A 25,052-nucleotide genomic window follows, 5' to 3' on the forward strand; every position below is an offset into this window, starting at 1 on the left:
CCTTTTTTTATTATTTAATATGGGCAGTTTTTCTCATACTCTCCTATAATGTTTATATAATAATTCATAATAAAATCATGCTTTGCTTTTACAATAAAATTTTTCCTTTCCTTCCCTTTTATATTATCGTTGTTGGCAGTCTCTCTCATTTTTTTCATATATTCCGGATATCCCTTCCTAAGTGTAGCATAAAAACCCTCTGTATCTAATTTTTTATAAAGCTGATCCAAATACTGTGAAAAATTGGAACATTTCCCTCCTGCTTGTCTAAATCCTGCAATAAACCGATCATCAACTTCTCTAAAGTTTAGTATTCCTACTCTATCTAAATCAAAAGGCATTATAGCATAAGGATCATTTTCTTTTTTTAAATACAATAGCGTAGTATTATAACTACAACTGCTTTCATTTTGATTATAGCATAGATAGTGGTCATATCCATAAATATTTATCTTGCCTTCATATAAAATTGGTAACATAGCAACGTAGTTTTTATGAACCAAATTCATCTTAGAATCCAATTCGAGAATTTTTAACTTTTCATAACCGACAATTTCATCATCATATTTATCTTTCACTTTAATTTTTTTCACTTCATTAAAAGTAATTTTCTTTACTTCATCAGAAGATGAAATTTTATACTCAAAAACTACGTCGGTTGAATAAATTGAATGTTTTGTATTGGATTGTGCCACCATTCCCTGAAAACGTTTGGTTTTAGGAAAATAAATGCCTTTCATAAGAACATTTTCAACTTCACCATTTTCACGGGTAATTTCTACCGGAATAAAATCATTTTCATTTCTAGTTTTTTGTGCATTGAATGAGCTAAAAATAACGAAAGCTACTCCCAAATAATAAATTTTCTTCATGCCCGCTAAAATAAGAAAATTTACATTTCTCTAACCTCTTATATGACAGCCTTCCACATGATCATTTACCATTCCTGTTGCCTGCATATGAGCATAAACAACGGTGGATCCCATAAACTTAAATCCTCTTTTTTTCAGATCTTTAGATAGAGCATCTGAAATTTCTGTTGTAGCGGGAACATCTTTTAGTGTTTTAGGATTATTGTCAATTGGTTTCCCGTCTACAAATCCCCAGATATAATTTGAAAAGCTACCAAATTCTTTTTGCACTTCCTGAAATTTCTGTGCATTGGTAATCGTTGCCAAAACTTTAAGTCTGTTTCTTATAATTCCTGAATCCTGCATCAATTCTTCTACTTTTTCATCAGAATAAGACGCTATTTTTTTGTAATCGAAATCATCAAACGCTTTTCGGAAGTTTTCTCTTTTGCTAAGAATGGTATACCAGCTTAGCCCAGCCTGAAAGCTTTCCAGAATCAGAAATTCAAAAATGGTTTCATCATCATATATAGGTCTTCCCCATTCTTCATCATGATATTTTCTATATAAATCATCTTTTTCGCACCATCCGCAACGTATTTTCTCCATAATTGTTTATTTTATTCACTTAAAGATACATTTGTTGGTAAAAAGATAACAAAAGTTTATGAAAAGTTTAACATGCTTCTTTCATTTTAGGAATGGTTATTGTTTAATTCATAACAACCAACACTAAAATATTAATATTATGAACAATTCAGAATATAACAAAGCAGAACATGCTGTCGATAACACGGAAAATTCTCTAAAAAATGCGGCAGATAATGTAAAATGGAAAATTGAAGAACTAGCAGACAGAGCAAAGGATTACATTAATGAAAAAAGAGCTAATGATGAGGAAGCACAACAAGAAGATTGGTTTGACAAAGTGAAAAACAATGTGTCTGATGCATGGGACGATATTAAGGATAAAGCCAACGATGCATGGGAAAAAACAAAAGATGCAGCAGAGGATGTAAAAGCAGAATGGAATAAAAAAACAAATTAAATTTCAGTTATATAAATATTTTCAACAAAAACGGAGTCTTTTTTATAGAAGGCTTCGTTTTTATTATGTTGTAAACACAAATTATTGCTACATTTGTAGGTAAATAAACATTAAAAAATTATGTCATACGGTTTACTTAAAGGCAAAAAGGGAATTATTTTTGGAGCCCTTAATGAACAATCAATCGCATGGAAGGTTGCTGAAAGATGTCATGAAGAAGGCGCTGAGTTTATCTTGTCTAATGCTCCTATCGCCTTGAGAATGGGCGAACTTAACGGTTTAGCAGAAAAAACCGGATCTGAAGTAATTGGTGCAGATGCCACTTCTGTTGAAGATCTTGAAAAACTTTTTGACGCTGCAACAGCAAAATTTGGGAAAATCGACTTTATCCTTCACTCTATAGGAATGTCTATCAACGTAAGAAAAGGAAAACATTATACAGAAATGAACTACGACTGGTTGGAAAAAGGTTGGGATATTTCAGCTGTTTCTTTCCACAAAGTAATGCGTGTGGCTTGGGAAAAAGACTGTATGAATGAATGGGGAAGCATTTTGGCACTTACTTATATTGCTGCTCAGAGAACGTTCCCGGATTACAACGATATGTCTGATAACAAAGCGTATCTTGAAAGTATTGCAAGAACTTTCGGAAACTATTGGGGAGAAAGAAAAGTACGTGTAAATACGGTTTCTCAGTCTCCAACAATGACTACTGCAGGAAGCGGAGTAAAAGGATTCGGAGGATTCTTAGGATATGCTGAAGATATGTCTCCACTAGGAAACGCTACGGCTCTTGAATGTGCAGATTATTGTGTTACTTTATTCTCAGATCTTACTAAAAAAGTAACGATGCAGAATCTATTCCATGATGGTGGATTCAGCAGTTCTGGAGTTACTCAAAGAGTAATCAGCAAATATGATGCAGAATAATTAATATTCTATTTTTAGATATAAAACCGTTTCATTTTTTGAAGCGGTTTTTTTGTTTACTTTTCTTACAACTTCTCAATCAGTAATTATGGTAATAATTCCCGTAATCTATATACAGAAAAACAGCTATAATATCCTGAAATTTGTTCTATAAATTTTACAAAATAATTATGAAAAAGAGAATATTAGGAAAAAGTGGATTAGAAGTATCTGAATTAGGATTAGGATGTATGGGGTTAACTTTTGGTTATGGTCATCCTTCCAGTGAAAAAGATGCAATTGAACTGATTCAGAAAGCTTATGATTTAGGAATTACCTTTTTTGATACCGCAGAAGCTTATAGTCAGGGACTTAACGAAGAGTTTGTAGGAAAAGCCGTAAAATCTTTCCGTGAAAATGTAGTGATTGCTACAAAGTTTGGTTTCTTAGATGGAGATGCCAACAAAGGTGTAGACAGCAGACCTGAAAACATCCGAAAAGTAACGGAAGCCTCTTTAAAACATTTAAATACAGACGTTATTGATTTATTATACCAACATCGCGTAGATCCAAACGTTCCTATGGAAGACGTTGCCGGAACCGTAAAAGATCTTATCGCAGAAGGTAAGGTAAAACATTTCGGAATGAGTGAAGCAGGTATACAAAGTATTCGTACAGCCCATTCTATTCAACCTGTGACCGCTTTACAAAGTGAATATTCTATGTTTTGGCGTGAACCTGAAAAAGAGATTCTTCCGGTATTAGAAGAACTAGGAATTGGATTTGTTCCTTTCAGTCCACTGGGAAAAGGCTTTTTAACAGGCTCTATTAATGCTGATACAACGTTTACTAAGGATGACTTTAGAAATGTTATTCCAAGATTTTCGGCGGACAATAGAAAAGCCAATCAAGAACTAGTAAAATTGGTAACATCTATTGCTAAAGAGAAAAATGCAAGTCCTGCACAAATTTCGTTAGCTTGGCTTCTTGCTCAAAAACCATGGATCGTTCCTATTCCTGGAACGACAAAGATCCATCGATTAGAGGAAAATGCAGGTGCTGCAAACCTAGAACTTACAACTGAAGAATTGAGTACGATTACAAAAGCTCTGAATGAAATACAGATTATTGGTGAGCGTTATCCTGCCCATTTACAAGCTCGTGTCGGAAAATAAGATATATTATAATAAAAGTTTCGGCGGCTCCTTTGGAGCCGCCGAAATAATAAAAAAATTAATATGAAGTTTATAAAATTACGGTCTGTATAGAGTGTGCAGGCGCCGCAAGTTTTGCTGCCATTCCTTCAATCCACAAATTCGCATCGATATCATTATCCGTATCATTCATGATGACGGTCACCAATTGTCCATTTTCATTCATAAAAGTAGTTGAAGTTAAAGCTACTCTATTAGATGAACTCCCAATTCTCTGTGCATTAGGTTTAATGAATTTCGAAACATGTCCTACATAATAATATTCATAGGTATAGTGAATTTCTCCTGTTTTTGTGTCTGCAATAATCGGGGCAAAACAAAAATTTCCAACGTGATTAGGACCTCCTGTTTCATCAAGAAGTACATTCCAATCCGTCCATAAAGCTGTTCCTTTATTGAAATCGTTGATCATATTTCTGCCATACAGTTCGCCTAATTTTACATCGTAAATTTTAGAAAGATCAAACTGCTCTTTACAGCCTTCAGTAAAGGCCAAAAACTTTTCTGGAAAAGCTCTTTGAGTCTCGGCTAAATTATCGAAAAGCTGAGTTTTATTATTCCATGTTTCATACCAGTGGTATCCGATTCCTGATGCATATTTCGCGGTTTCAGGATCTCCCAATGTTGTTGTTGCTCTTTGATAAATCAGATCTCTGTTATGATCCCAGATCATCACTTTTTTATCTTTATATCCGTTTTTCCAAAGAGTTGGGCCTAAATTGTTTTTCAAGAACTCCCCTTCTTCCTGTGCTGTATAGATACAAGATTCCCAACTTTGTGTTGCCATGGGTTCATTCTGAACGGTCAATCCCCAAATGTTGATTCCTCTTTTTTCATATTCTTTGATGAATTTCACATAATAATCAGCCCATGGTTGGTAATACTGATTTTCTAATCTTCCTCCTTTGTACAGGCTTTTATTAGACTTCATCCAAGCCGGTGGACTCCAAGGTGAAAAATAAAACGTAAAGTCTTTTCCAATTGCTTTTTGAGCTTCTTTAATCAATGGGATTTTATACTTCTCATCATGAGCAACATTAAATGTTTTCAAAGAAGTATCATTATCCTGAACATAGGTGTATGAATCGCTTGAGAAATCACAAGAATTCATACTGGTACGAACAACCGTATATCCCAATCCATTTTTACCATAGTAAGCGTCAAGAATTTCTTTCTGCTTATTCTTCGGCATTTTATAAAAGGTTTCAGCAGAAGCATCTGTAATCGCCCCTCCAATTCCTATCAGTTTCTGATATTTAAAATCCGGATCTACAAAAATACAGGCATCCGTTTCTTTAGGCTGATCAAGTTTTTCAAATTTTACGGCTCCTTTGTCTACCATTTTTTCATTGGTATTCGAATTGGTAAGGTAAACTTTGGCTGTTTTACCAGCATTCTTTTTCCAGTAGTTTTGTGCATTTGCATTGAAAGCCATCCCGACTACAAAACAACTTACGACTAATCTCTTCATTATATCTTTTCTAATTTATATGTTTAAACCACCCAGTCTAAATTTTCATTGAAATTTATCCACTCCTTCAAAGTAAAGGAATTTAGCGATGTGTATTATTTGTTTTGATAGACTCTTACATAGTCTATGTAGTATTTTTGAGGGAAAATGGTATCATCAATTCCTTTTATTCCGCCCCATAATCCACCAACCGCTAAATTTAAAATGAGGAAGTAAGGTTTATCGAAAGGCCATGTTTCATAAGTTTTAGTTTCATTCTCATAAGAGAAAAACTTCTTATCATCAATATAAAAGTCAATTTTGTCAGGAGTCCAGTCTGCTTTGTACACATGAAATTTTTCACTGGCATCGTTTACTTTTAATGTATCCGTTTTTTGTGTTGCTTTTAAATGATTATAGTTTTTTGTGTGAATAGAAGCATGAATAAACCCTTGATTGTACCCGACATGTTCCATAATATCAATTTCGCCGTCATTAGGCCATTTCTTCAAATCTTCGCTTAGCATCCAGATTGCAGGCCATGTTCCACGACCTTTGGGAAGTTTCGCTCTTACTTCAATGGTTCCGTATTGAAAGGCAAATTTCCCTTTGGTAAGAAGTCTTGCAGAAGTATATTTACTTTCTTCCCAATTTTCTTTTCGGGCTTCTATGATTAAGTTTCCTTTTTCTACCCTTGCATTTTCCAATCGGTCTTTTGTATAGAACTGCGACTCTTCATTCCCAAATCCATGACCACCGACATCATAATTCCATTTTGAAGAATCCGGTAATCCTTTATAATTAAATTCATCACTCCATATTAATTTCTTGCTTGAATCAGGCTTATTCGAAGCACAGTTTAAAGCTGAAAACAGGAGACTTCCCCCGATTAAAACGGTTGTGATATTTTGGAATTTCATATGTAAAAGATTCGGGTTTTTCTATATTGCTTTTAAAAATTCAATTAAAATTAAGGTATTATAAGTTATTTTCAAAGTTTCTCCTTCTGATACAGGAAAAACCTATCTTATTATTTGAGATTCTTTAATCCGCTTCGCTCCTTTCAGAATGATAAACACAACGTTTCAATTCATTAAAACCCAATGTTTTCTACCGCCAAAAGCGGGTTTTATCCCGCTCTTAGTAACTAAACTTATATTATTTTGACCAATTAATTCTTTTTGTCTGAACATGCTGAGAATCGGTTCCGATCATGATATCGAATTCTCCGCTTTCCCAATCAAAATTCAGTTCGTCATCATAGAATTTCAGATTTTCCGGAGTTAAAGTAAACGTTATGGTTTTAGTTTCTCCTTTTTTAATGAAAACTTTATGGAAACCTTTTAATTCTTTCACAGGTCTTACCACTTTTCCAAATAAGTCTCTGATGTACAACTGTACCACTTCTTCCCCATCATATTTTCCTGCATTGGCAATATTTACACTGATCGTTAATGTTTGATTACCTTTAAGGTTTGTTGAACTCAAAATCAGATCAGAGTATTTAAACTGAGTGTAACTTAACCCATAACCAAATGGAAATTTTGGATCATTATCCAGATCTATATACGCCGATACATAATTTCTGTCCGTATTATTTTTCGCTGGCCTTCCCGTATTATAATGATTGTAATACACCGGAATTTGTCCTTCAGTTCTAGGGAAAGTCATCGGAAGTTTTCCGCCCGGATTTACGGTTCCAAAAAGAACATCCGCAATGGAGTTTCCAGCTTCTGTTCCCAACCACCATGTGTATATAATCGTTGGAATATTGTCTGCTGCCCAATCAAAAACCAAAGGTCTTCCCGCATTAATCATTAAAACAATCGGTTTGCCTGTTTTAGCAATTTCTTTTAAAAGATCTTCCTGAACACCTGAGAAATGTAGGTTACTTCTGCTTTTCGCTTCCCCGCTCATTGCCGAACCTTCGCCTAAAGTCATAATCACAACGTCTGCTTTTTTAGCCGTTTCCAACGCTTCTGCAAACATCGATTTGTCCTGATCATCAACATTGGCTCCTTTTGCGTATAATAATGTTGAATTTTTGTCTAACTGATTTTTGATTCCGTCAAATTGAGTGATAATTCTTTGGTTATCATCTTTAAAAGCAATCGACCAAAATCCGTGATTGGCAGATGTTTCTTTTCCGAAAGGACCTATTAAAGCAACTGTTTTCGTTGATTTTGAAAGGGGTAAAAGATTCTTCTGATTTTTAAGCAAAACAATGCTTTTCGAACCAAATTCTCTTCCGAATTTTCTGTTTTCCTGATTATTTAATTGTTCTTTCTGTCTTTTTTCATTGCTAAATCTGTAAGGATCATCAAATAATCCCATCTCAAATTTTTTAATCAAAATTCTTCTTGCCGCATCATCAATAAACTTAGGATCAACTTTTCCTTCCTGAACCAATTTGGGAAGTTCAGCCATGTAAGCGCGGCTTTCCATATCCATATCACTTCCTGCAAGGATTGCTTTTTCCGCAGCTTCTTTATTGTCTTTGGCATAACCGTGAGGAACCATTTCACCAATACTTCCCCAATCTGAAACCACAAAACCTTGATAATTCCATTTCCCTTTTAATAAATCTCTCAGAATATATTGGTTTGCCGTTGCCGGAATTCCGTTGATATCATTAAAAGAGTTCATGAAAGTAGCGACTCCGGCTTCTGCAGCCGCTTTAAACGGAGGTAAATAAGTTTCGTTCAATTGTCTTAAACTCATGTCAACAGAATTGTAATCTCTTCCACCAACTGCCGCTCCATACGCTGCAAAATGTTTCGCGCAAGCCATGATAGCATCGAGATTTCCAAGACCTTTCCCCTGAAACCCTTTGATTCTTGCCAATCCAATTTGAGTTCCTAAATAGGTATCTTCACCCGAACCTTCCATCACTCTTCCCCATCTCGGGTCTCTGGCAACATCCACCATCGGTGCAAAAGTCCAGTGAATCCCATAAGCCGAAGCTTCGGTTGCAGCAATTCTCTCAGATTTTTCTATTAATCCTAAATCCCAACTCGCCGCCTGACCAAGATTCACCGGAAATGTTGTTCTATACCCATGAATGACATCCTGACCGAATAACAAAGGAATTCTCAATCTCGATTTTAAAGCTAATTCCTGAAACCTTCTGGTTTCTTCTGCTCCAGCTACATTAAGCATCGAACCTACTTTTCCCTGTTTTATTTCATTTAAAACACTTGCAGAATTAGAATTCTGAGGTCCTGTCGCATATTCGAAACCACTATATTGAACGAGTTGCCCAACTTTTTCCTCCAATGTCATTTTCGACAACAATTCAGTGACTTTTTGATCAATCGTCTTTTGTCCGAATAGATTTAATCCGAATGCTGTAAATGCTAATAAGAAATAAATTCTTTTCATATGGTATATTCTATCTTTTTAAGGTCGAATGAAATCGTGTAATAATCATCTTTTTATTACCGCAATTTCATGATTTTATATTAAAAAATATAGGTTGCTACTGAACTTCCTGCAATGGTTACAGGAGCTGTCTTTTGGTTATACTTAATGTTAAATGTCTTATCTGTAGAATTGCTGTTCTGAACAATCAAAACTGTTTTCCCAGCTGGTGTTTTGAAAGCCACCGTTGAAAGATTATCTCCTTGTGTTGAAGCAATTCTTTGGGAATTTGCAGGAACAAATTTTGAAGCATGGGCAATAATATAATAGGCTACATTTTTGTCATACCCTGTTGCATTATTAATTGTAACTGCTCCTTTACACTGTGTACAACCTCCCGGTGTATGAGGTCCAAATGACGCATCGTTTGCTACATTCCATTCCAATGCTGTTTTGCTCCAATTTCTCATTGATCCTATAATAACGTTTTTAACGTGCCAATCCAAATCTCCAGAGAATCCTCCTGTAGAACTTGTCCATTGTTCTGTAAAATATACGTTTTTATTCGGGAATAAGTTGTGAACCATACTCAACGCCGAAATATCTCCTGCATATAAATGGAAAGCAGATCCGTCCACATAAGGATTGGCCGTTGTATCATTTAAAACCGCCAAAGGATAAGCAGGATTATCACAATTATGATCGTAAGCAATAATTTTTGTAGTAATATTTGCCGCCTGAAAAGCAGGTCCTAAATTATTTTTAATAAAAGTAGCTTGGTCTCCCGGTGTCATATACATACTTGGATTATTTCCCGGATGCAATGGTTCGTTTTGAGGAGTGATGGCATCAATCTTAATTCCCTGTGCCTGCATTGCCTGAATATATTTTACGAAATACTGAGCGTATGTTCCATAAAATTCAGGCTTTAAACTTCCTCCAACGCTGTTTCCATTGTCTTTCATCCAAACCGGTGGCGACCAAGGTGTTGCTAAGATTTTAATATTGGGATTAATCACCAAAATATCTTTTAACATCTGGATAACAGCCTGATCTTTAGTTAAGCTAAATTGAGAAAGCGTAGGATCCGTCTGTCCTGCCGGTAAATCATCATAAGAAAAAACTTCGCTGTTCAAGTCTGAAGCACCAATGCTTATTCTTAAATAATTAACACCAATTCCTGAAGCACTGAATAAGTCATTCAATAATTCCTGTTTCTTGGTTGCACTCAGCTGATTGATCACCTGAACACTTCCTCCGGTCAGAGTATATCCAAAACCGTCAATACTTTGGAAAACCTGTGAAGCATCTACTTCAATATTTTGAAAGCTATTGGTTGTATTTATAAAAACAATGTTTTGTTGTTGTTCTAATTTTACACTTTCATCTCCCTTAGTAAGCCAAACTTCAACTTTATTATCCTTTGTACTCAAGGTTTTACATGATGATAAAGGCAAAAGCACCGCACCGCTAAATAGCAGTGCAGTACTTTTTAAAAAGAAACTATATAAACTGTGAAGTTTCATGTGATTAATTATAGCCAGGATTTTGTTTTAAAGCCGTATTTGCTAACTCATTAAAAGGAATTGGCAATATCTCATTTTTATTTGCTGTAAACCCTCTTGAACCCAATTTAGCCGGAGCATCTCCCCATCTTACCAAGTCAAACCATCTGTGTCCTTCTCCAGCAAGCTCTCTTCTTCTTTCGTCTTTAATTGCCTGCATCGAAACCGGAACTGAAGCCAATCCTACCCTTGCTCTTACTGCATCTAGTAAAGCCTGAGCTCTCGCTCCTGTCCCATTAAGTGATTCAGCTTCCATTAAATATGTATCTGCTAATCTTATTGCAATATAATTCTGACGGAAATTTAGCTCTGTTGCTCCTGGTTGTGTAGATTCGTCCGCTGTTCTTGGTAAATATTTATTTAAAAAATATCCGGTATCTTTAAATCCTGCAGAATAAGTTATTTTGTTTTGCTGTACTAATGCTTTAGCATTAAATATTGTTGCGTCCAAGCGTGGATCCCCTTGCATGAAGGTAAACAAATCATCTGTAGCAGGATTGAATCCCCATCCTTTATGAATACTTGGTGCATCATTATTAGGGAGTTGTGTATTAACTCCATAAGAAATAATTCCTACCATCTGATTAACAGAATTTCCTTCGTCTTTTCCAGATCCCCAAAATCCCCAATCTGCATTACTTGCATTGGTATGCATTACTTCTAATACTGATTCTGTAGTAAATTTATTATCAATCTTCCAAAGATCGGCAAAACTTGCTACCAAATGATAACCGTATTGACTAGTCTGTCCAGGAGTACCATTTACCATTTCAAATTGTGTGGCAGCTAAAGCTTTTTTATTGTCATACAAATAAATTTTACCTAAAATAGCACGAGCCGAACCTTGTGTGATTCTTCCCAATTCAGCTTTATTATTTGAACTAATAGTTAAAGGAAGATCATTGATCGCAGAAAGAATGTCACCTTCGATTTGGCTATATACATCTTCCGGCTTTGCTTGAGGAATGTGATAATAATCGTCTGAAACCAAAATTGGTTTTAAAATAAGAGGGATATTTTTGAACATTCTTAACAGTTCAAAATAATATAATGATCTTAATACTTTAGCTTCTGCAATAAATCTTTTTCTTGTCTGATCATTCATATTTGCGTTAGGAATTCTATCAAGTAAAAGATTAGCTTTTGCTATCCCTTGGTAATAGTCTTTCCAATAACTCGCCGGCATAATAATCGGATTTATTGTATAATTCGAGAATCCTTGAATTCCTGCTCCATCCGAAGAATTTCCTCCTCCAGAGTAAAAATCATCAGAAGCACCATTAAAAAATGTCACCATATTTTCAAATCCTCCGGAATATTTTCTTAACATATCATAGGTAGCAACAAGTCCAGAAAAAGATTGTTCTTCATTTTGAAAATAATTGTCAGAATCGAAAGTTCCCGTATTTTGTACATCTTCAAGGTTACTATTATTACAAGAAACGGCTCCAAAACCAATTCCCGCAAGCATTAAAACAGAAACACTTTTATATATAAATCTTTTATTTTTCATTTTTCTTTTAATTAAAATTGAACATTAGCACCAAAAAGGAAAGTTCTTGCTTGCGGATAATACGCTCTGTCTATACCAAAAGTATCACCTCCTGCAATTTCAGGATCATACCCTGTGTATTTTGTAAAAGTTACAAGGTTTTCTCCTGTTACATAAAATCTTATTTTTGAAGCTCCAATCGTTTTTGCAACATCTTTAGAAAGAGTATATCCTATCTGAACTAATTTCAAACGTAGATAATCTCCTTTTTGAAGATAATAATCGGACATTCTAGTATAATTTTGATTCGGATCATCTTTTGTAAGTCTGGCAACTGTATTAGACGTTCCTTCACCTGTCCAACGATCAAGAATTGCAGTTTGATAATTAGCTTCTGGAATATCAAGTCTTCTTAAACCTTGGAAAATTTTATTTCCTGCTTGGCCTTGTGCAAATACCATAAGATCAAAATTCTTATAATTCATATTCAAAGTAAAGCCAAAAGTATATTTAGGCACAGAGTTCCCCAAATTTACATAGTCAGCTTCATCTATTTTACCATCTCCATTGGCATCAAGTCGTTTGAAGTCACCAGGTTTAGCATTTGCCTGAATTAATCCTCCATTAGAATTTCTGTAGGCATCAATTTCTGCCTGATTTTGGAAAACACCTAGATTTTGATACCCATAAAAAGAACCATATGATTGTCCAACTTGTAATCTAGAAACAGTTCCAAGGGTCTGAAAAGATGCAAAATTAACATACTCCTTACCTCCTTCAAGCCTAGTAATTTCATTCTTTAAATAAGCAAAGTTTCCATTTGCAGAAAAGCCAAAGTCACCCCAATTCTTTTTGTAACCTAAACTTACCTCTATCCCATCATTATTCATGTCTCCAATATTTCTCCATGGATTATTGATTAATCCAAGATACCCAGGAACTTCAACCTGTCTCAGGATATCTGTACTTTTCTTTCTATAGACATCTACACTTAAGTCAAAGTTTTTGAAAATTTTAAGATCTGCAGCAATGTTAAATTGCGATGTTCTTTCCCATTTTAAATCAGGATTCTCCAAAGTACTTGGTGCATATCCTACATGAATGATATTATCTCCAAAAGTATAATTGCTTCCTGCAACTAAGAAGTTAGCAAACTGGAAATTATCAATCCCATCATTTCCTAAAATACCATATCCTCCTCTTAATTTAAAACTATTAACTACATTGTTCTCGGGCCAGAAATTTTCATTAGAAACATTCCATCCTAAAGACATTGCAGGAAAGTTCCCCCAATGGTTATTTCTTCCAAACTTAGAAGATCCGTCTCTACGAATTGTACCTGTGAAAAGATATTTATTATCATAATCATACACCACTCTAGCAAAATAAGAAGCTTTATGTGTTTGCTTTCCATCCCATGCATTTGAAGTCTTATCAGTTGGAGAAATATCAAAATTAAAAGACGCGTCTTGCCAGTTATTTGTTGGAAGATTTTTATATGTGGTATTTTGTCCGTAAGAAATATTATACTCATAATATCCTTGACCTAATAAAACATTTAAATTGTGTAATCCAAACTTATTATGGTAAGTAAGGGTATTTTCTGTATTCCACTCAAATTTTCTCTGAATTTCTCTAAATAAATTATTTGTAGAATTAGAATTTGCTGAGCTTAAATATGCTTTTGGTGTAAATGCCTGATTCCCCCAATAAGACAATTTTCCATTTACAGTTGACTTAAAATTAAAATTCTTATTTATTTTCCAGTCGCCGAAAACGTTGGCAACAATATCATCAGACCATCTATACCTTCCTCTTTGCGTCTCTTGAAACGCCAATGGATTAGACATTTCTTTACTTACATAATGTGATATTCCATAAGGATTTCCATTGGCATCTCTTATGATATTAGGATTATTCGTATAATCGCTTGGAAATGGTTGACTTGCAATATCAGTAACAACAAGAGGTGTTGTAGGGTCAAGGTTAATGGCAGAGCTTAATGGTCCTCCAAATTCATTGTTATCACTAATACCCTGTGCTTTCACATGGGTATATGCAAAAGTTTGCCCTATTGTTAAAAAATCAAAAACCTTATGTGTAGAATTGAATCTCGCATTAATTCTTTTATAATTTGAAATATCTCTTAATACAATACCTTCCTGATCATAATATCCAAATGAGGTAAAGAACGTAGATTTATCATTTCCTCCATTGATGCTGAATTCGTGAGATTGACGTTGTGCACTATTAAAAATCTGCTTTTGCCAATCCGTTCCTGCCCCAAATGAATTTGGATTGCTGAACATCGGTGCTTTTCCATCATTAGTATTGGCTTCGTTCATGATGTTCGCATACTGTGTAGCATTTAATAAATCAAGTTTTTTCGCAGCGTTTCCTACACCAAAAAAACCATTATAAGAAAGGTTCATTCTTCCTTTTGCTCCTTTTTTGGTTGTAATAAGAATAACGCCTTTTGCAGCTGAAACTCCATAAATAGCTGCAGAAGCTCCATCTTTAAGAATTTCCATTCCTTCAATATCAGATTGATTTAACCATCCAATATTGTCTACAACAATTCCGTCTACTACCCAAAGCGGATCATTACTTCCCGCACCAAAACTGGTAATACCACGTACACGAACCGTAGGAGCACTTCCCGGTTGTCCGGAATTTGAAATTACACTTATACCTGCAGCTCTTCCCTGGAGTACCTGTTCTGGTCTTCCCGCTGCAGGAGCATTTTCAATATCACTGGCCTTAATACTGGAAATCGCACCCGTCACATTACTCTTCTTCTGAGTACCGTAACCGATCATTACCACTTCCTCAATTTTTTGCTCTTTCGGAAGCGTGTCTTTCTTGGTGTTTTGGGCACTGAAATTTGCAGTAAAATAGAGTGCTGCAACCAGTCCTAAACTTCTTGATATTTTTACATTCATATACAGTTAGTTTTTTAATTCTCAAATTGAGACAATAAAAATATATTTTTTTTTAAATAATTAACATTTTATTAATAACTATTTTAATATTTCGTTTATTTTTGGGGCTTCAAAGGCATAATTTTTATTAAAAAAAACCTTAAATTTTCATAAAAAAGAACAAAAAAAATCCCTGAAATGACGACCAAGCTCTCCAAAATCTCCCTTCCGTTGAAACTAACTTTCCTGATTTTTTCAATGGTCTTAAACTGTATGGGCATTGTAATTCTTCAACTTTCGGAGGCAAAAATCACCTACGATAAATTGGGATTTTTAGAGTCATTTAAAGATATTCCTGTTGCCCTTATTTCACTTTTTGCCGTTAACTTTATCAGCAAATTCGGAACAAAAAAATCGTTGATTTTAGCATTGAGTATTGTAGGGATTTGCTCAATTATTTTACCGTTTATAGAAGTATTTTGGTTTTACAAACTTTGGTTCGCCATCATTGGAGCTTGTTTTGCCATTGGTAAAATATGCGTATTTGGAGTCATCCGTAATAATATTTCTGATGAAAAGACACTTGCAAAAACGATGAACAGCGTTGAAGCTTCTTTTATGATTGGGATTTTTGTTGTAAATACTGGATTTGGCTGGTTGATTTCAAGCCAATTCTCTCAGTTTTGGAAATTTGGATTCTTATTTATTTCTGTTTTATCAGCTATCACCATATTTTTATTTTCAAGACTTGAGATTGCGGAACCGGTAAAAAAAGAAAAAGAAAATCTCATCAAAGAGCTTTCAGAATTCATCAGTCCTTTGATTATTGTCTTTTTAGCTGTATTATTTTCTATTGTTTTTGTTGAGCAGAGTTTTAATTCATGGTTACCCTCTTTTTATAAAAACCATTTAAAAGTCAACTCCTTCTTCGCCCTTCAGGCTTCCTCTTTCCTTGCTCTTTTTTCTTATGTGGGGAGAATGATCACTTCAAATATCATCCACAGATTCTCTTTATCAAAATATTATGTTTGGTGTTTGGTATTGATTGTTTCTGTCTTATCCATTATTATTGGAATACAGTTCTTGGGTCCGAAAGATTCTAAAATCTTGTTGTTTTTGTTTCCTGTAATTGGATTGTTCTTATCACCGCTCTACCCTATTATCAATTCAAAAATGATCACCAGAATCAATAAAGAGAATGTAAACCTTTTTACATCGCTAATCGTTATTTTTTCATCTTTAGGAAGTTCTGTGAGTTCGATTATGATGTCAATCTTATTTGGAAACCAATTACTCAACTACTATTCAGTGTATATTTTATTTGCTGTACTTGTGCTGTTTACAATAAGTTTAGTCTATTTTACAATAAGTAGAAAAACATTAAAAAAATAATTTTATTTTTACTCCCATGAAAATCAAAGACACAAAAAACAAACAAAACCTTCAGGAACTTATTGATACAAAAGACTTTGTAGCCCATGTATCTGTAGATTGTACCATATTTGGTTTTCATAATAATATCCTGAAAGTCTTACTTTTGAAATATCATGACCTCAATTTGTGGTCACTTCCCGGCGGATTTGTATTTAATGATGAAGATCTCAGAGAAGCAGCAGCTCGTGTTTTATTTGAAAGAACACATATAAAAGATATTTTTCTGAAACAATTTCACACCTTTGGAAGAATAGATCGTACAGAAAACAATGTACACCAGATTTTACTTCAAAATAAAGGAATTGAAATCCCAAAAGATCACTGGATTTTTCAAAGGTTCATTACAGTAGGTTACTGTAGCTTGATTGATTTTTCTCTTGCCAACACATTTCCTGATGCTTTTAATGAAACCTGTGAATGGTTTGAGGTCAATAACCTTCCTCAGATGGCCTTCGATCATGACAGAATCATAGAAACAGGTCTTGAATACCTGAGAATGAACATCAATACCGAAGTTGCTGCCAGTAATTTGCTTCCTGAAAAGTTTACGATGAAAGATCTGCAATCTCTTTATGAAACTATTTTAGGTGAGAAATTCAGAAGAAATAATTTCCAACGTAAAATATTGAGTCTTAACATTCTTGATAGGCTGGAGAAACTGTATGACGGTTCTGCAAATAAAGCTCCTTATTTGTATAAATTCAAAAGCAAAGTTCATAATTCACCCAATCAGTATCCTATCTCAAATGATAAAGAGGATGAAGCATAATTCTGCCTTTTAATCTTTTCAAATAGTTTAAAAAATCAATTTTCATCAGGCATTTAAAAAAAATTTTTCTGGAATAGCGAAAAGTATTATTTTTAGAAAAATTAAATTACAATGTCATATTATCCTCTTACATCAATCCCTGATTATTATGGAATTGATGCTTTACTTACCGAAGAACACAAACTTATACGCCAATCGATCAGAGAATGGGTAGAAAGTTTTGTCATGCCACAGATCGATCATGCTGCACAAAATCATACCGACATTCCCGGCTTGATGAGAGAATTGGGAAAAGTTGGAGCATTGGGTCCGTATATTCCGGTTGAGTATGGAGGTTCTGGTCTTGATCAGATTTCTTACGGTTTGATCATGCAGGAGCTGGAAAGAGGAGATTCTGCCGTTCGTTCTGCCGCTTCCGTACAAAGTTCTTTAGTCATGTTCCCTATCAATGAATTCGGCTCTGAAGAACAAAAGAGAAAATATTTACCAAAGTTAGCTTCCGGAGAAATGATCGGTTCTTTTGGATTAACGGAGCCTAATCATGGTTCAGATCCAAGCTCTATGGAAACCTATTTTAAGGATATGGGAGATCATTATCTTTTAAATGGGGCAAAAATGTGGATCACCAATTCTCCGCTTTGCGATATTGCTGTAGTATGGGCTAAAAATGAAGAAGGAAAAGTTCAGGGACTGATCGTTGAAAGAGGAATGGAAGGGTTTACAACTCCTGAAACCCACAACAAATGGAGCTTAAGAGCTTCCAAAACAGGAGAATTGGTTTTCAATGACGTGAAGATTCCAAAAGAAAATTTACTTCCTGGAGTGACTGGATTAAAAGGACCTTTATCTTGTTTGAATTCCGCGAGATATGGAATTTCTTGGGGTGTAATCGGAGCTGCTATTGATTGCTACTGTACTGCGGTTCAGTATTCTAAAGAAAGAAAACAGTTTGGAAAACCAATCGGTTCTTATCAGTTGCAACAGAAAAAACTAGCAGAATTCCTGACTGAAATCACTAAAGCTCAGCTACTTTGCTTACAATTAGGAAACCTTAAAAATGAACATAAAGCAAGTCCTGCTCAGATTTCAATGGCAAAAAGAAACAATGTGAAAATGGCGATTGATATTGCAAGAGAATCCCGTCAGATCCTTGGAGGAATGGGAATCATGGGTGAATTCCCGATGATGCGACACGCTGCCAACCTTGAATCTGTAATTACGTATGAAGGAACGCATGATGTTCACTTATTGATTACAGGGTTAGATATTACCGGAATTAACGCATTCTAAAAAATTAGAAATATGCTATAAAAAAGCCTGATAAAGTTAATTTATTAGGCTTTTTATTTAATTTATGTACACTGTCATTCCGACAAAGGAGGAATCTCTGCAAAAAAATACGATTCTTCACTACACTTCAGAATGACAAATTTCCATGTAATAGCTATGTGTAAATTAAATAGAATAAGTCTTAATCTCTTCAACAAAATTCATCTCCGGATTCAGGATTTCCTCAATTAAACTTTTAATAGATTTCATTGCATCATCAATATCACCCTTTTCGAATTGTAATGATACCACTCCTTTTTTAGCTTCGGCGAAACTCCAGATTCCGGTTTCAATAGGAAGCCCCCAAAACTCAGGAAGATTCTGTACCACATATTGATAAATACAAAGCTGCAACGCCTGTTTCCGATCACTGTTATGGAAATATTCTTCCACATTATCCTGATCAATTTTAACGATCAGATTTTTGATTTTTGCGGTTTTATAATCGATAATTCTCAGGGTTCCATTCAATCTGTCGATTCGGTCAATGAATCCGAAAAATGATATTTTCTGTGATGCATCGAGATAGAAATCTACGTTTTCAAATCGTTTTTCAATATCTAAAATTTCAAGTTTATTTCCATTCTTCACCAGATCAAGGTCATAATTCAGAATGCTTTCAATCACTTTTTTAGCAATGGCTTTGTGAATGAAATTCATTCCCTTTTCATAGAATTCCGGCTGATGTTTCAGCTTATCGATAGCAATATCTATATATTTATCTATTTCTTTAATTGAAACTTTTAAATCATTTTCTTTTAATACTTTACCTTTTAATACCTCATATATTTCTTGAAGTGTATAATGAACTAAATTCCCATAATTTTTAACCGATAATTCTTCTTCAATTTCATCGTTTTCGGAAGTATTCAAAATCTTAGAAAGGTAAAAATCAATCGGATTGTACAGGTAACTTGTAAGGTGTGAAGCCGAAACTTTTTCCTTCCATTTTTCAAGCTTCTCTAACACTACAGGTGTCTTTATAAACTCAATAGGTTCGGTAATAATTGGCTCCGATGAATTCTCTATAATGAGGTGTTCAATATGGTGAGAACTTTCCATTTCGATCTGGGTAATAAATCGGCTCTTTTCTCCCGAATTCACCCCTGAACTTAATGCATTGAACAACAAATGTACATTCTGGGAATCCTGAATCAAACGGTAAAAATGGTAAGCATAAATACTGTCGTTTTCCAAGAAGGTATGAAGATCAAAAAACTTTCGGATATCAAACGGAATATAGGTATTCTGAGAGTTTCCGAGCGGTAATTTCCCTTCATTCACAGAAAGCAGGATTACATTCTCAAAATTCAAAAGACGGGTCTCCAAAAGCCCCATAATCTGTAATCCTCTTAACGGCTCTCCCTGAAAATCTATGCTCTCGGAATTGATATGCTGATTGATCAGAATCTCCAGTGTTTCCATCGTGATTTCAAAATCATACGGACTCAGCTGGTTTTTTATAATCCTAAATGAATTCTCGAAGTGAGATACGTTTTCATACTGTATATCATCTATTTCCAGCCATTTTACTTTCTTACAAAAATCAATTAAGGAATCTAAATAAATATTCGTGGAATCTGCTTTTTGAAGCAAATTATAGTATGATAATTCTCCTAAAAGCTCCTGCAATAGTTTTCTTGATATATAAACAATATTCCTCTCTTCTACTTTTGCTTTAAACTGATTGATGACCAATTCGTCTTCGGCAGATTTCGGAAGTTCTTCAAGAATAGGAAAAACATCACGATAATAATATGATGATTTGTTTTTTTCTAGTTGTTTCTGAAGATAAAAAAGTTGCTTTACCGCATTAGAAAATGAAAGATTCTTCAGCGGAAATCCCATAGTGATATTCAGATTCTGAACTCCGTACATGACATCTAAACTTGCAGGAAGCAAATTTTCGTCCAACAAAACAACCGCTGTATTGGAATACGTCTTATTTTCTATTTCTTTAAAGATTTCAGGCAATACTTTTGTTTGGGTAATATTTCCTGAAACCTCATATACTTTTATATTTTTAGGTTGGTTAAAATCATCTTCGATCCAGTTAAAAGCTCTGTGATCGTTAAATTCTTTCCAGGTTTTATGGTTTCTCAGAAATTTTCCGGCTTCTTGTCTTTCATCATCAAAATAATAATAATCTGCCTGAAAGAAGCATTGTCCTTTATCCCATTGTAAAAGACTTCTAACTAATTTTTCTTCAACCGGAGTAAAGGCATTAAACCCGCAAAAAACAAATTTTTCTTTGGTATTTTTAGCAAAATGATCAATTTCAGCTTTTGCGGTTTCGTGAATCATTCCGGAAGTCGCCCAGTTTTTCTCCTGCAATTTTTGTTTCAGAACGGGAAGAAAAACATTCATATTTTTCCAGAAATTCAGGAATTTCTTTCTCGGAACATCATCATCTTCTCCCAAATCCTGCGCCCACTCTTTGATTCTTTCTTCATCGAACATATATTGAAGAACCACCTGATCACTTTCCGAAAATTTCAAAATATCATCCCAGTCTTTCTGTAACGTAGGAAACCATTTCAAAAAATCAGAAAAATCATCTCTTGGAATAAGATTAAGACTTTTATAGACATCAAAAGAAAAAAGCCACAAAGAAATCCCTTGAATCGGCTGTTTGTCTGCAATCTGATTGATCAGTTCTTCTACTGTAAAAAAGTTGGGTAAAAGTCCTGAATAGTTATTTTCCTCTAAAATTCTTCTAATAAAAACGATGGGACGTTTTCCCGGTAATACGATATTGAACTCGGAAAGATCAGAACTTTGAGCTAATAATTCGTGAACAATTTTATTGAGGAACTTCAAGAGGTTTTAAAGTTTTTTAAATTTTCTAATTCGGAAGATATTAATGTATTGTATTCAGCTTGTTTTTCTTTATTAATACCGTGTTCAGTCTCTTTATCGTAGGTAATCTGAAAGTTCTTATAATCGTTTGAAATTGTATTATAAATCCCTTTAAAATACTTATCGAAATCTGTGGATGTTTTAATTTTTTCTTTGACTTCTTTTCTCAGCTTTCTGGCAAATATTTCAGCAATATCGAAATGCTTTTGTTCATGCAGAAGGTAATAATCATTGATTCTTTTTACATCTTTCCACGATTTATCTTCGTTAAATCTTGTTTGGATATTAAATTCAACTGCTGCTTTAGGATTGGAAGATTTTATTACAGTGTATTCCCACCCACAATTAGTATAAGCAACTACATCCGGATTGCTTTTGCGATTAACAGGACTTTGAAAGTTTTCCCATTTAAGCTTTACATTCTCATTCCAGCTAATTTTCTGACTCAATGCCTGAATGGAAAATAATGAACACAATAAAACAATGAATTTCAGCATCTAATTTACTCCACTACAATGGTTTTGGTAATCCAAGTACTTCCTCCGCTCCAGAATTTAAAAGTATACGTTCCGGTTTGCTGCGGACTGAAATTAATTTGACTGGCAAGTGTTTTCGTTGAGGGTTGACAAGCTCCATCTGTCTTAAATTTATAGGCAGTAACGGATCTGGTTACATTATCATCATGAATATAATCATAACCATAAAAACCTTCACAATTCGATTGATAAGCAGAATACGTTTTAATACTCTGAACGGTAAAAACATCCATCGTATCATTGATAATCTTTACACTATCAATCTTTACTTTATCTATAGATTCTACGGTTTGATAGTCATCATCATCATTACACGATGTTGAAATAAAACCTAATATGACCGCAGAAATTCCAATATTTATAAACTTTTTCATACTGTTATCTTGATTTGGAAGTATAAATTTACGAATTAAAATTACCTTTCGAGAGATAGACTACTTTTTTTGTATCAAAGAATTCACCTTCAAAATAATTTTTAAGACTAAAGATTTCACATTTAAGTCCTGCAAGTTCTTCAGCAAGGTCTCCTCCTTTTAAATAAAGAACACCATTGTGTTTTGTATTGAACTGCTCTTTTTCAAATTTCCCTTTCAGCCATCTTAAAAATTCAGGCATTTGGGTAACTGCTCTACTTACTACAAAATGGAATTTCTCTTTCAGCTTCTCAGCTCTTCCATGAATAGCCGTTACGTTCTTCAACCCAACTCCTTCTGCAGCAGCATTTACAACAGTAATTTTTTTCCCGATAGAATCTATCAGCGTAAATTCTGTTTCTGGAAACAATATGGCTAAAGGAATTCCTGGGAAACCTCCTCCCGTTCCAATATCCAACACTTTTGTTCCGGGTGCGAATTCCATCACCTTAGCAATTCCTAAAGAGTGTAAAATATGTTTCTCATACAATGATTCCATATCTTTTCTGGAAATTACATTGATCTTTTCGTTCCACTCATTATAAAGAGCTTCTAATTTTGAAAACTGTTCAATCTGCGTTTCGGTAAGATTGGGAAAATATTTTAATAGTAACGATGTAGACATATCAATTATTATAATCTGCAAAAATAAGTTTTTATTAGCTTTGGTCAAATATTTAAATTTCACCTGATTCAATTTCATGAAAAAAGACCATCAACAGATGGTCTTTTCATTTATTTTCACTCTTTTTCAATCGGGTTATTGGTTCTGCGAAGTCTTTTGGCAATTTCATCATCCGGACTGCTATTTTTTTTCAATTCTTGAAGATCAAATTTCGCTACATATCCATCTTTAAACTGAAGATTCATTGCTCCTACACTCTTATCAACTTTCATAGTCTCTATATCATCTGCAAGATTAGGAGTATACGTCATTAATGTTTTTCTGTACTCCTTCCAGCTCATTTCTTTACTGCTTTTTGGCAGGAAAGCAAAGATTGTCTTAATCTTTTTAATTTGAATTAAATTAAAAGCATGATTTCCTTCACTGTCTTTAAGACTTACGATCAACCCCGGAAGGCCTTTGAATTTATATGGTCCGTCATTGATAGGATATTCTTTACTGAACCAAGCTTCCCAGACTCTCCCTTTATAATTTGCAGTTGCTTTTTGGCAATTGATATTATTAATGATTGAAAATTCTTTCTCGATATTCCACTTCTGAGATCCATCCTCTATTACTAACAAATTGGCTGTTTTATATTTGTCATAAAACTTAATGTTTTTTTGAGCATATTCTTTTTCCACAATATATCCCAGATTCTGATCATATTTTTTACCGTTATAAAGAACAGCATCGCTTTTTGTACTGCGATAAGCGGAATCTCTTTCATACTTCGCCGCATTGAAGAAATAAGATTTTTTGCCATCTGAATCCAGGTTCATGTAATCTGTAACCAGAGAATCTATTTTGCGATCAGGTTTCATCTTATATTCATACACAAAACGATAACTCTGCGCTGAACACAAAGACGCGATCAGCAAAAATAAAATTTTATACATTTTAATTGTTTTTTACAATTTTTGATTCAAAATATCTCCAAATCTAGTGATTAATATTTAAAAAACTTAATCTTAGCTCATTTCTGTTTCCTAGGAGAATTTTATTATATATATTTGTTAAAATTCAAAAAAAATTCATGAACAAACTTTCAGATAGAGTAAACAGATTAGGGTACTCACAGACTTTCGTGATGTCTAATAAGGCTAGAGAAATGAAAGCCAACGGCATCAATGTTATCAGCTTAACACTAGGAGAACCGGATTTCGATGTTCCGGACAATATAAAACAATCAGCATTTGATGCGATTAACGAAAACTACAGCCACTACTCTCCTGTTCCCGGATTTCTGGAACTTCGTGAAGCCATTGTTCACAAACTGAAAAGAGATAATAATTTAGAATATAAACCTACACAAATCTGTGTTTCAAACGGTGCAAAACAGTCGATTATCAATGTTTTAGCAGCACTTATTAATGACGGAGACGAAGTAATATTACCAAATCCGTATTGGGTAAGTTATGATGAAATGGTAAAAATGATGGGTGGAAATTCTGTAATGCTTCCTACTTCTTATGTTACGGACTTCAAAATTACAGCTGAGCAATTGGAAGAAGCTATTACAGATAAGACAAAAGCTGTTTTATTCAGCTCACCTTGTAATCCTTCCGGAGGATATTATACTTATGATGAATTAAAATCTTTGGCAAAAGTCATTGCTAAATATCCGCATGTAACGATAATTTCTGACGAGATCTACGAATTCATCAATTATGAAACAAAAACCACTTCTATCGCTCAGTTTCCTGAAGTATACGAACAGACAGCCGTAATCAACGGAATGTCTAAAGCGTTTGCGATGACCGGATGGAGAATCGGTTATTCAGCATGTCCGGAATGGCTTGCCAAAGCTTGTGAAAAAGTTCAGGGACAAATGACAAGTGGTGCGAACACAGTAGCTCAAAGAGCTTCCATTACTGCTCTAAAAACAGATCCTTCTGAATACAAATACATGATTGATGCATTCAAAAAAAGAAGAGATCTTGTGTATGATTTAATGAAAGAAATCCCTGGATTTAAGGTATTACTTCCTAAAGCAGCCTTCTATTTCTTCCCGGATATTTCTCATTATATCGGAAAAACATTAAACGGAACTGAAATCAAGGATTCTGACGATTTCGCTATGTTTATCTTAGAAAATGCTCATGTAGGATGTGTAGGAGGAGTTTCTTTCGGAAGCCCGGAATGTATCCGATTTTCTTATGCAGCTTCTGAAGAAGAGTTAAGAGAAGCCATGAGAAGAATTAAAGAATTATTAGATCAATTCAACTAAACTGAATC

General features: G+C 34.3%; 20 protein-coding genes. 7 read left to right on the plus strand and 13 right to left on the minus strand.

Translation table 11 applies throughout. The annotated features are described in order from the left end of the window. Positions 1–14 precede the first annotated feature (14 nt). Both RM51_RS03630 and RM51_RS03635 read right to left on the minus strand, forming a co-directional pair. Positions 15–872 carry a hypothetical protein gene (locus tag RM51_RS03630; RefSeq protein WP_039365302.1) on the minus strand — a complete coding sequence of 286 codons (858 nt, stop codon included), beginning with the start codon at positions 870–872 and terminating at the stop codon, positions 15–17. Positions 873–902: 30 nt separating this feature from the next. After that, positions 903–1,460, minus strand: coding sequence for a DNA-3-methyladenine glycosylase I (locus RM51_RS03635; protein ID WP_039365304.1), 558 nt, complete (start codon positions 1,458–1,460; stop codon positions 903–905). A gap of 139 nt (positions 1,461–1,599) precedes the next feature. On the opposite strand from RM51_RS03635, the gene RM51_RS03640 reads away from it, so the two are divergent. The 3 genes from RM51_RS03640 to RM51_RS03650 all read left to right on the plus strand — a co-directional run bounded on the left by RM51_RS03640 (position 1,600) and on the right by RM51_RS03650 (position 3,983). After that, positions 1,600–1,899: a hypothetical protein gene (locus tag RM51_RS03640; RefSeq protein WP_039365306.1), complete on the plus strand. Its 300-nt coding sequence runs from the start codon at positions 1,600–1,602 to the stop codon at positions 1,897–1,899. Positions 1,900–2,019: 120 nt separating this feature from the next. After that, positions 2,020–2,829 (plus strand): enoyl-ACP reductase FabI, encoded by an 810-nt coding sequence (locus RM51_RS03645; RefSeq protein ID WP_039365308.1) that lies wholly within the window; start codon positions 2,020–2,022, stop codon positions 2,827–2,829. A 170-nt stretch (positions 2,830–2,999) separates the two neighbouring features. Further along, positions 3,000–3,983: an aldo/keto reductase gene (locus RM51_RS03650; protein ID WP_039365310.1), complete on the plus strand. Its 984-nt coding sequence runs from the start codon at positions 3,000–3,002 to the stop codon at positions 3,981–3,983. Positions 3,984–4,053: 70 nt separating this feature from the next. Here RM51_RS03650 and RM51_RS03655 read toward each other — a convergent pair whose 3' ends face one another. The 6 genes from RM51_RS03655 to RM51_RS03680 all read right to left on the minus strand — a co-directional run bounded on the left by RM51_RS03655 (position 4,054) and on the right by RM51_RS03680 (position 14,831). Further along, the gene (locus tag RM51_RS03655; RefSeq protein WP_039365312.1) at positions 4,054–5,493 is read right to left on the minus strand and encodes a glycoside hydrolase family 30 protein; all 1,440 of its coding nucleotides are present in this window, start codon (positions 5,491–5,493) and stop codon (positions 4,054–4,056) included. Between the two features lie 95 nt (positions 5,494–5,588). Continuing rightward, positions 5,589–6,392 (minus strand): glycoside hydrolase family 16 protein, encoded by an 804-nt coding sequence (locus RM51_RS03660; protein ID WP_039365314.1) that lies wholly within the window; start codon positions 6,390–6,392, stop codon positions 5,589–5,591. 238 nt (positions 6,393–6,630) lie between these two features. Continuing rightward, positions 6,631–8,853 carry a glycoside hydrolase family 3 N-terminal domain-containing protein gene (locus RM51_RS03665; protein ID WP_039365316.1) on the minus strand — a complete coding sequence of 741 codons (2,223 nt, stop codon included), beginning with the start codon at positions 8,851–8,853 and terminating at the stop codon, positions 6,631–6,633. 80 nt (positions 8,854–8,933) lie between these two features. Next, positions 8,934–10,358 (minus strand): glycoside hydrolase family 30 protein, encoded by a 1,425-nt coding sequence (locus RM51_RS03670; RefSeq protein WP_039365319.1) that lies wholly within the window; start codon positions 10,356–10,358, stop codon positions 8,934–8,936. A 4-nt stretch (positions 10,359–10,362) separates the two neighbouring features. Further along, positions 10,363–11,910 carry a RagB/SusD family nutrient uptake outer membrane protein gene (locus RM51_RS03675; protein WP_039365321.1) on the minus strand — a complete coding sequence of 516 codons (1,548 nt, stop codon included), beginning with the start codon at positions 11,908–11,910 and terminating at the stop codon, positions 10,363–10,365. 11 nt (positions 11,911–11,921) lie between these two features. Beyond that, entirely contained in the window at positions 11,922–14,831 is a 2,910-nt protein-coding gene (locus RM51_RS03680) for a SusC/RagA family TonB-linked outer membrane protein (RefSeq protein ID WP_039365323.1), read from the minus strand. A gap of 177 nt (positions 14,832–15,008) precedes the next feature. Here RM51_RS03680 and RM51_RS03685 point away from each other — a divergent pair, with 177 nt between their 5' ends. From RM51_RS03685 to RM51_RS03695, 3 genes are all read left to right on the plus strand, one after another. Next, positions 15,009–16,202 (plus strand): MFS transporter, encoded by a 1,194-nt coding sequence (locus tag RM51_RS03685; RefSeq protein ID WP_039365325.1) that lies wholly within the window; start codon positions 15,009–15,011, stop codon positions 16,200–16,202. A 16-nt stretch (positions 16,203–16,218) separates the two neighbouring features. Then, positions 16,219–17,013, plus strand: coding sequence for an NUDIX hydrolase (locus RM51_RS03690; protein ID WP_052194196.1), 795 nt, complete (start codon positions 16,219–16,221; stop codon positions 17,011–17,013). A gap of 111 nt (positions 17,014–17,124) precedes the next feature. Next, positions 17,125–18,303, plus strand: a complete 1,179-nt coding sequence (locus tag RM51_RS03695; RefSeq protein ID WP_039365326.1) for an acyl-CoA dehydrogenase family protein — start codon at positions 17,125–17,127, stop codon at positions 18,301–18,303. 165 nt (positions 18,304–18,468) lie between these two features. Here the strand turns inward: RM51_RS03695 and RM51_RS03700 are convergent, their stop codons facing one another. The 5 genes from RM51_RS03700 to RM51_RS03720 all read right to left on the minus strand — a co-directional run bounded on the left by RM51_RS03700 (position 18,469) and on the right by RM51_RS03720 (position 23,713). Beyond that, a complete protein-coding gene (locus RM51_RS03700; protein WP_039365327.1) occupies positions 18,469–21,162 on the minus strand; it encodes a PD-(D/E)XK nuclease family protein in 2,694 nt (897 codons plus the stop codon). Next, positions 21,159–21,698, minus strand: coding sequence for a DUF922 domain-containing protein (locus RM51_RS03705; RefSeq protein ID WP_117590325.1), 540 nt, complete (start codon positions 21,696–21,698; stop codon positions 21,159–21,161). Before RM51_RS03705 ends, RM51_RS03700 begins: the two co-directional genes overlap by 4 nt. 5 nt (positions 21,699–21,703) lie before the next feature. Next, a complete protein-coding gene (locus RM51_RS03710) occupies positions 21,704–22,111 on the minus strand; it encodes a hypothetical protein (protein ID WP_039365328.1) in 408 nt (135 codons plus the stop codon). A 28-nt stretch (positions 22,112–22,139) separates the two neighbouring features. Further along, on the minus strand, positions 22,140–22,775 hold the full coding sequence (gene rsmG, locus RM51_RS03715; protein WP_039366378.1) for a 16S rRNA (guanine(527)-N(7))-methyltransferase RsmG: 636 nt from the start codon (positions 22,773–22,775) through the stop codon (positions 22,140–22,142). A 116-nt stretch (positions 22,776–22,891) separates the two neighbouring features. Next, entirely contained in the window at positions 22,892–23,713 is an 822-nt protein-coding gene (locus RM51_RS03720) for a GLPGLI family protein (protein WP_039365329.1), read from the minus strand. A gap of 137 nt (positions 23,714–23,850) precedes the next feature. Between RM51_RS03720 and RM51_RS03725 the strand changes: the two genes are divergently transcribed. After that, on the plus strand, positions 23,851–25,044 hold the full coding sequence (locus tag RM51_RS03725) for a pyridoxal phosphate-dependent aminotransferase (protein WP_039365330.1): 1,194 nt from the start codon (positions 23,851–23,853) through the stop codon (positions 25,042–25,044). Positions 25,045–25,052: the final 8 nt, after the last annotated feature.

It is taken from the genome of Chryseobacterium taiwanense, assembly GCF_000813825.1.
In the GTDB taxonomy this organism is placed as follows: domain Bacteria; phylum Bacteroidota; class Bacteroidia; order Flavobacteriales; family Weeksellaceae; genus Chryseobacterium; species Chryseobacterium taiwanense.

What these genes read in the sequence shown, in the direction of transcription:
- RM51_RS03630 (WP_039365302.1), bottom strand. Translation starts at nt 872, where the DNA reads ATGAAGAAAATTTATTATTTGGGAGTAGCTTTCGTTATTTTTAGCTCA.
- RM51_RS03635 (WP_039365304.1), bottom strand. Translation starts at nt 1,460, where the DNA reads ATGGAGAAAATACGTTGCGGATGGTGCGAAAAAGATGATTTATATAGA.
- RM51_RS03640 (WP_039365306.1), top strand. Translation starts at nt 1,600, where the DNA reads ATGAACAATTCAGAATATAACAAAGCAGAACATGCTGTCGATAACACG.
- RM51_RS03645 (WP_039365308.1), top strand. Translation starts at nt 2,020, where the DNA reads ATGTCATACGGTTTACTTAAAGGCAAAAAGGGAATTATTTTTGGAGCC.
- RM51_RS03650 (WP_039365310.1), top strand. Translation starts at nt 3,000, where the DNA reads ATGAAAAAGAGAATATTAGGAAAAAGTGGATTAGAAGTATCTGAATTA.
- RM51_RS03655 (WP_039365312.1), bottom strand. Translation starts at nt 5,493, where the DNA reads ATGAAGAGATTAGTCGTAAGTTGTTTTGTAGTCGGGATGGCTTTCAAT.
- RM51_RS03660 (WP_039365314.1), bottom strand. Translation starts at nt 6,392, where the DNA reads ATGAAATTCCAAAATATCACAACCGTTTTAATCGGGGGAAGTCTCCTG.
- RM51_RS03665 (WP_039365316.1), bottom strand. Translation starts at nt 8,853, where the DNA reads ATGAAAAGAATTTATTTCTTATTAGCATTTACAGCATTCGGATTAAAT.
- RM51_RS03670 (WP_039365319.1), bottom strand. Translation starts at nt 10,358, where the DNA reads ATGAAACTTCACAGTTTATATAGTTTCTTTTTAAAAAGTACTGCACTG.
- RM51_RS03675 (WP_039365321.1), bottom strand. Translation starts at nt 11,910, where the DNA reads ATGAAAAATAAAAGATTTATATATAAAAGTGTTTCTGTTTTAATGCTT.
- RM51_RS03680 (WP_039365323.1), bottom strand. Translation starts at nt 14,831, where the DNA reads ATGAATGTAAAAATATCAAGAAGTTTAGGACTGGTTGCAGCACTCTAT.
- RM51_RS03685 (WP_039365325.1), top strand. Translation starts at nt 15,009, where the DNA reads ATGACGACCAAGCTCTCCAAAATCTCCCTTCCGTTGAAACTAACTTTC.
- RM51_RS03690 (WP_052194196.1), top strand. Translation starts at nt 16,219, where the DNA reads ATGAAAATCAAAGACACAAAAAACAAACAAAACCTTCAGGAACTTATT.
- RM51_RS03695 (WP_039365326.1), top strand. Translation starts at nt 17,125, where the DNA reads ATGTCATATTATCCTCTTACATCAATCCCTGATTATTATGGAATTGAT.
- RM51_RS03705 (WP_117590325.1), bottom strand. Translation starts at nt 21,698, where the DNA reads ATGCTGAAATTCATTGTTTTATTGTGTTCATTATTTTCCATTCAGGCA.
- RM51_RS03710 (WP_039365328.1), bottom strand. Translation starts at nt 22,111, where the DNA reads ATGAAAAAGTTTATAAATATTGGAATTTCTGCGGTCATATTAGGTTTT.
- rsmG (WP_039366378.1), bottom strand. Translation starts at nt 22,775, where the DNA reads ATGTCTACATCGTTACTATTAAAATATTTTCCCAATCTTACCGAAACG.
- RM51_RS03720 (WP_039365329.1), bottom strand. Translation starts at nt 23,713, where the DNA reads ATGTATAAAATTTTATTTTTGCTGATCGCGTCTTTGTGTTCAGCGCAG.
- RM51_RS03725 (WP_039365330.1), top strand. Translation starts at nt 23,851, where the DNA reads ATGAACAAACTTTCAGATAGAGTAAACAGATTAGGGTACTCACAGACT.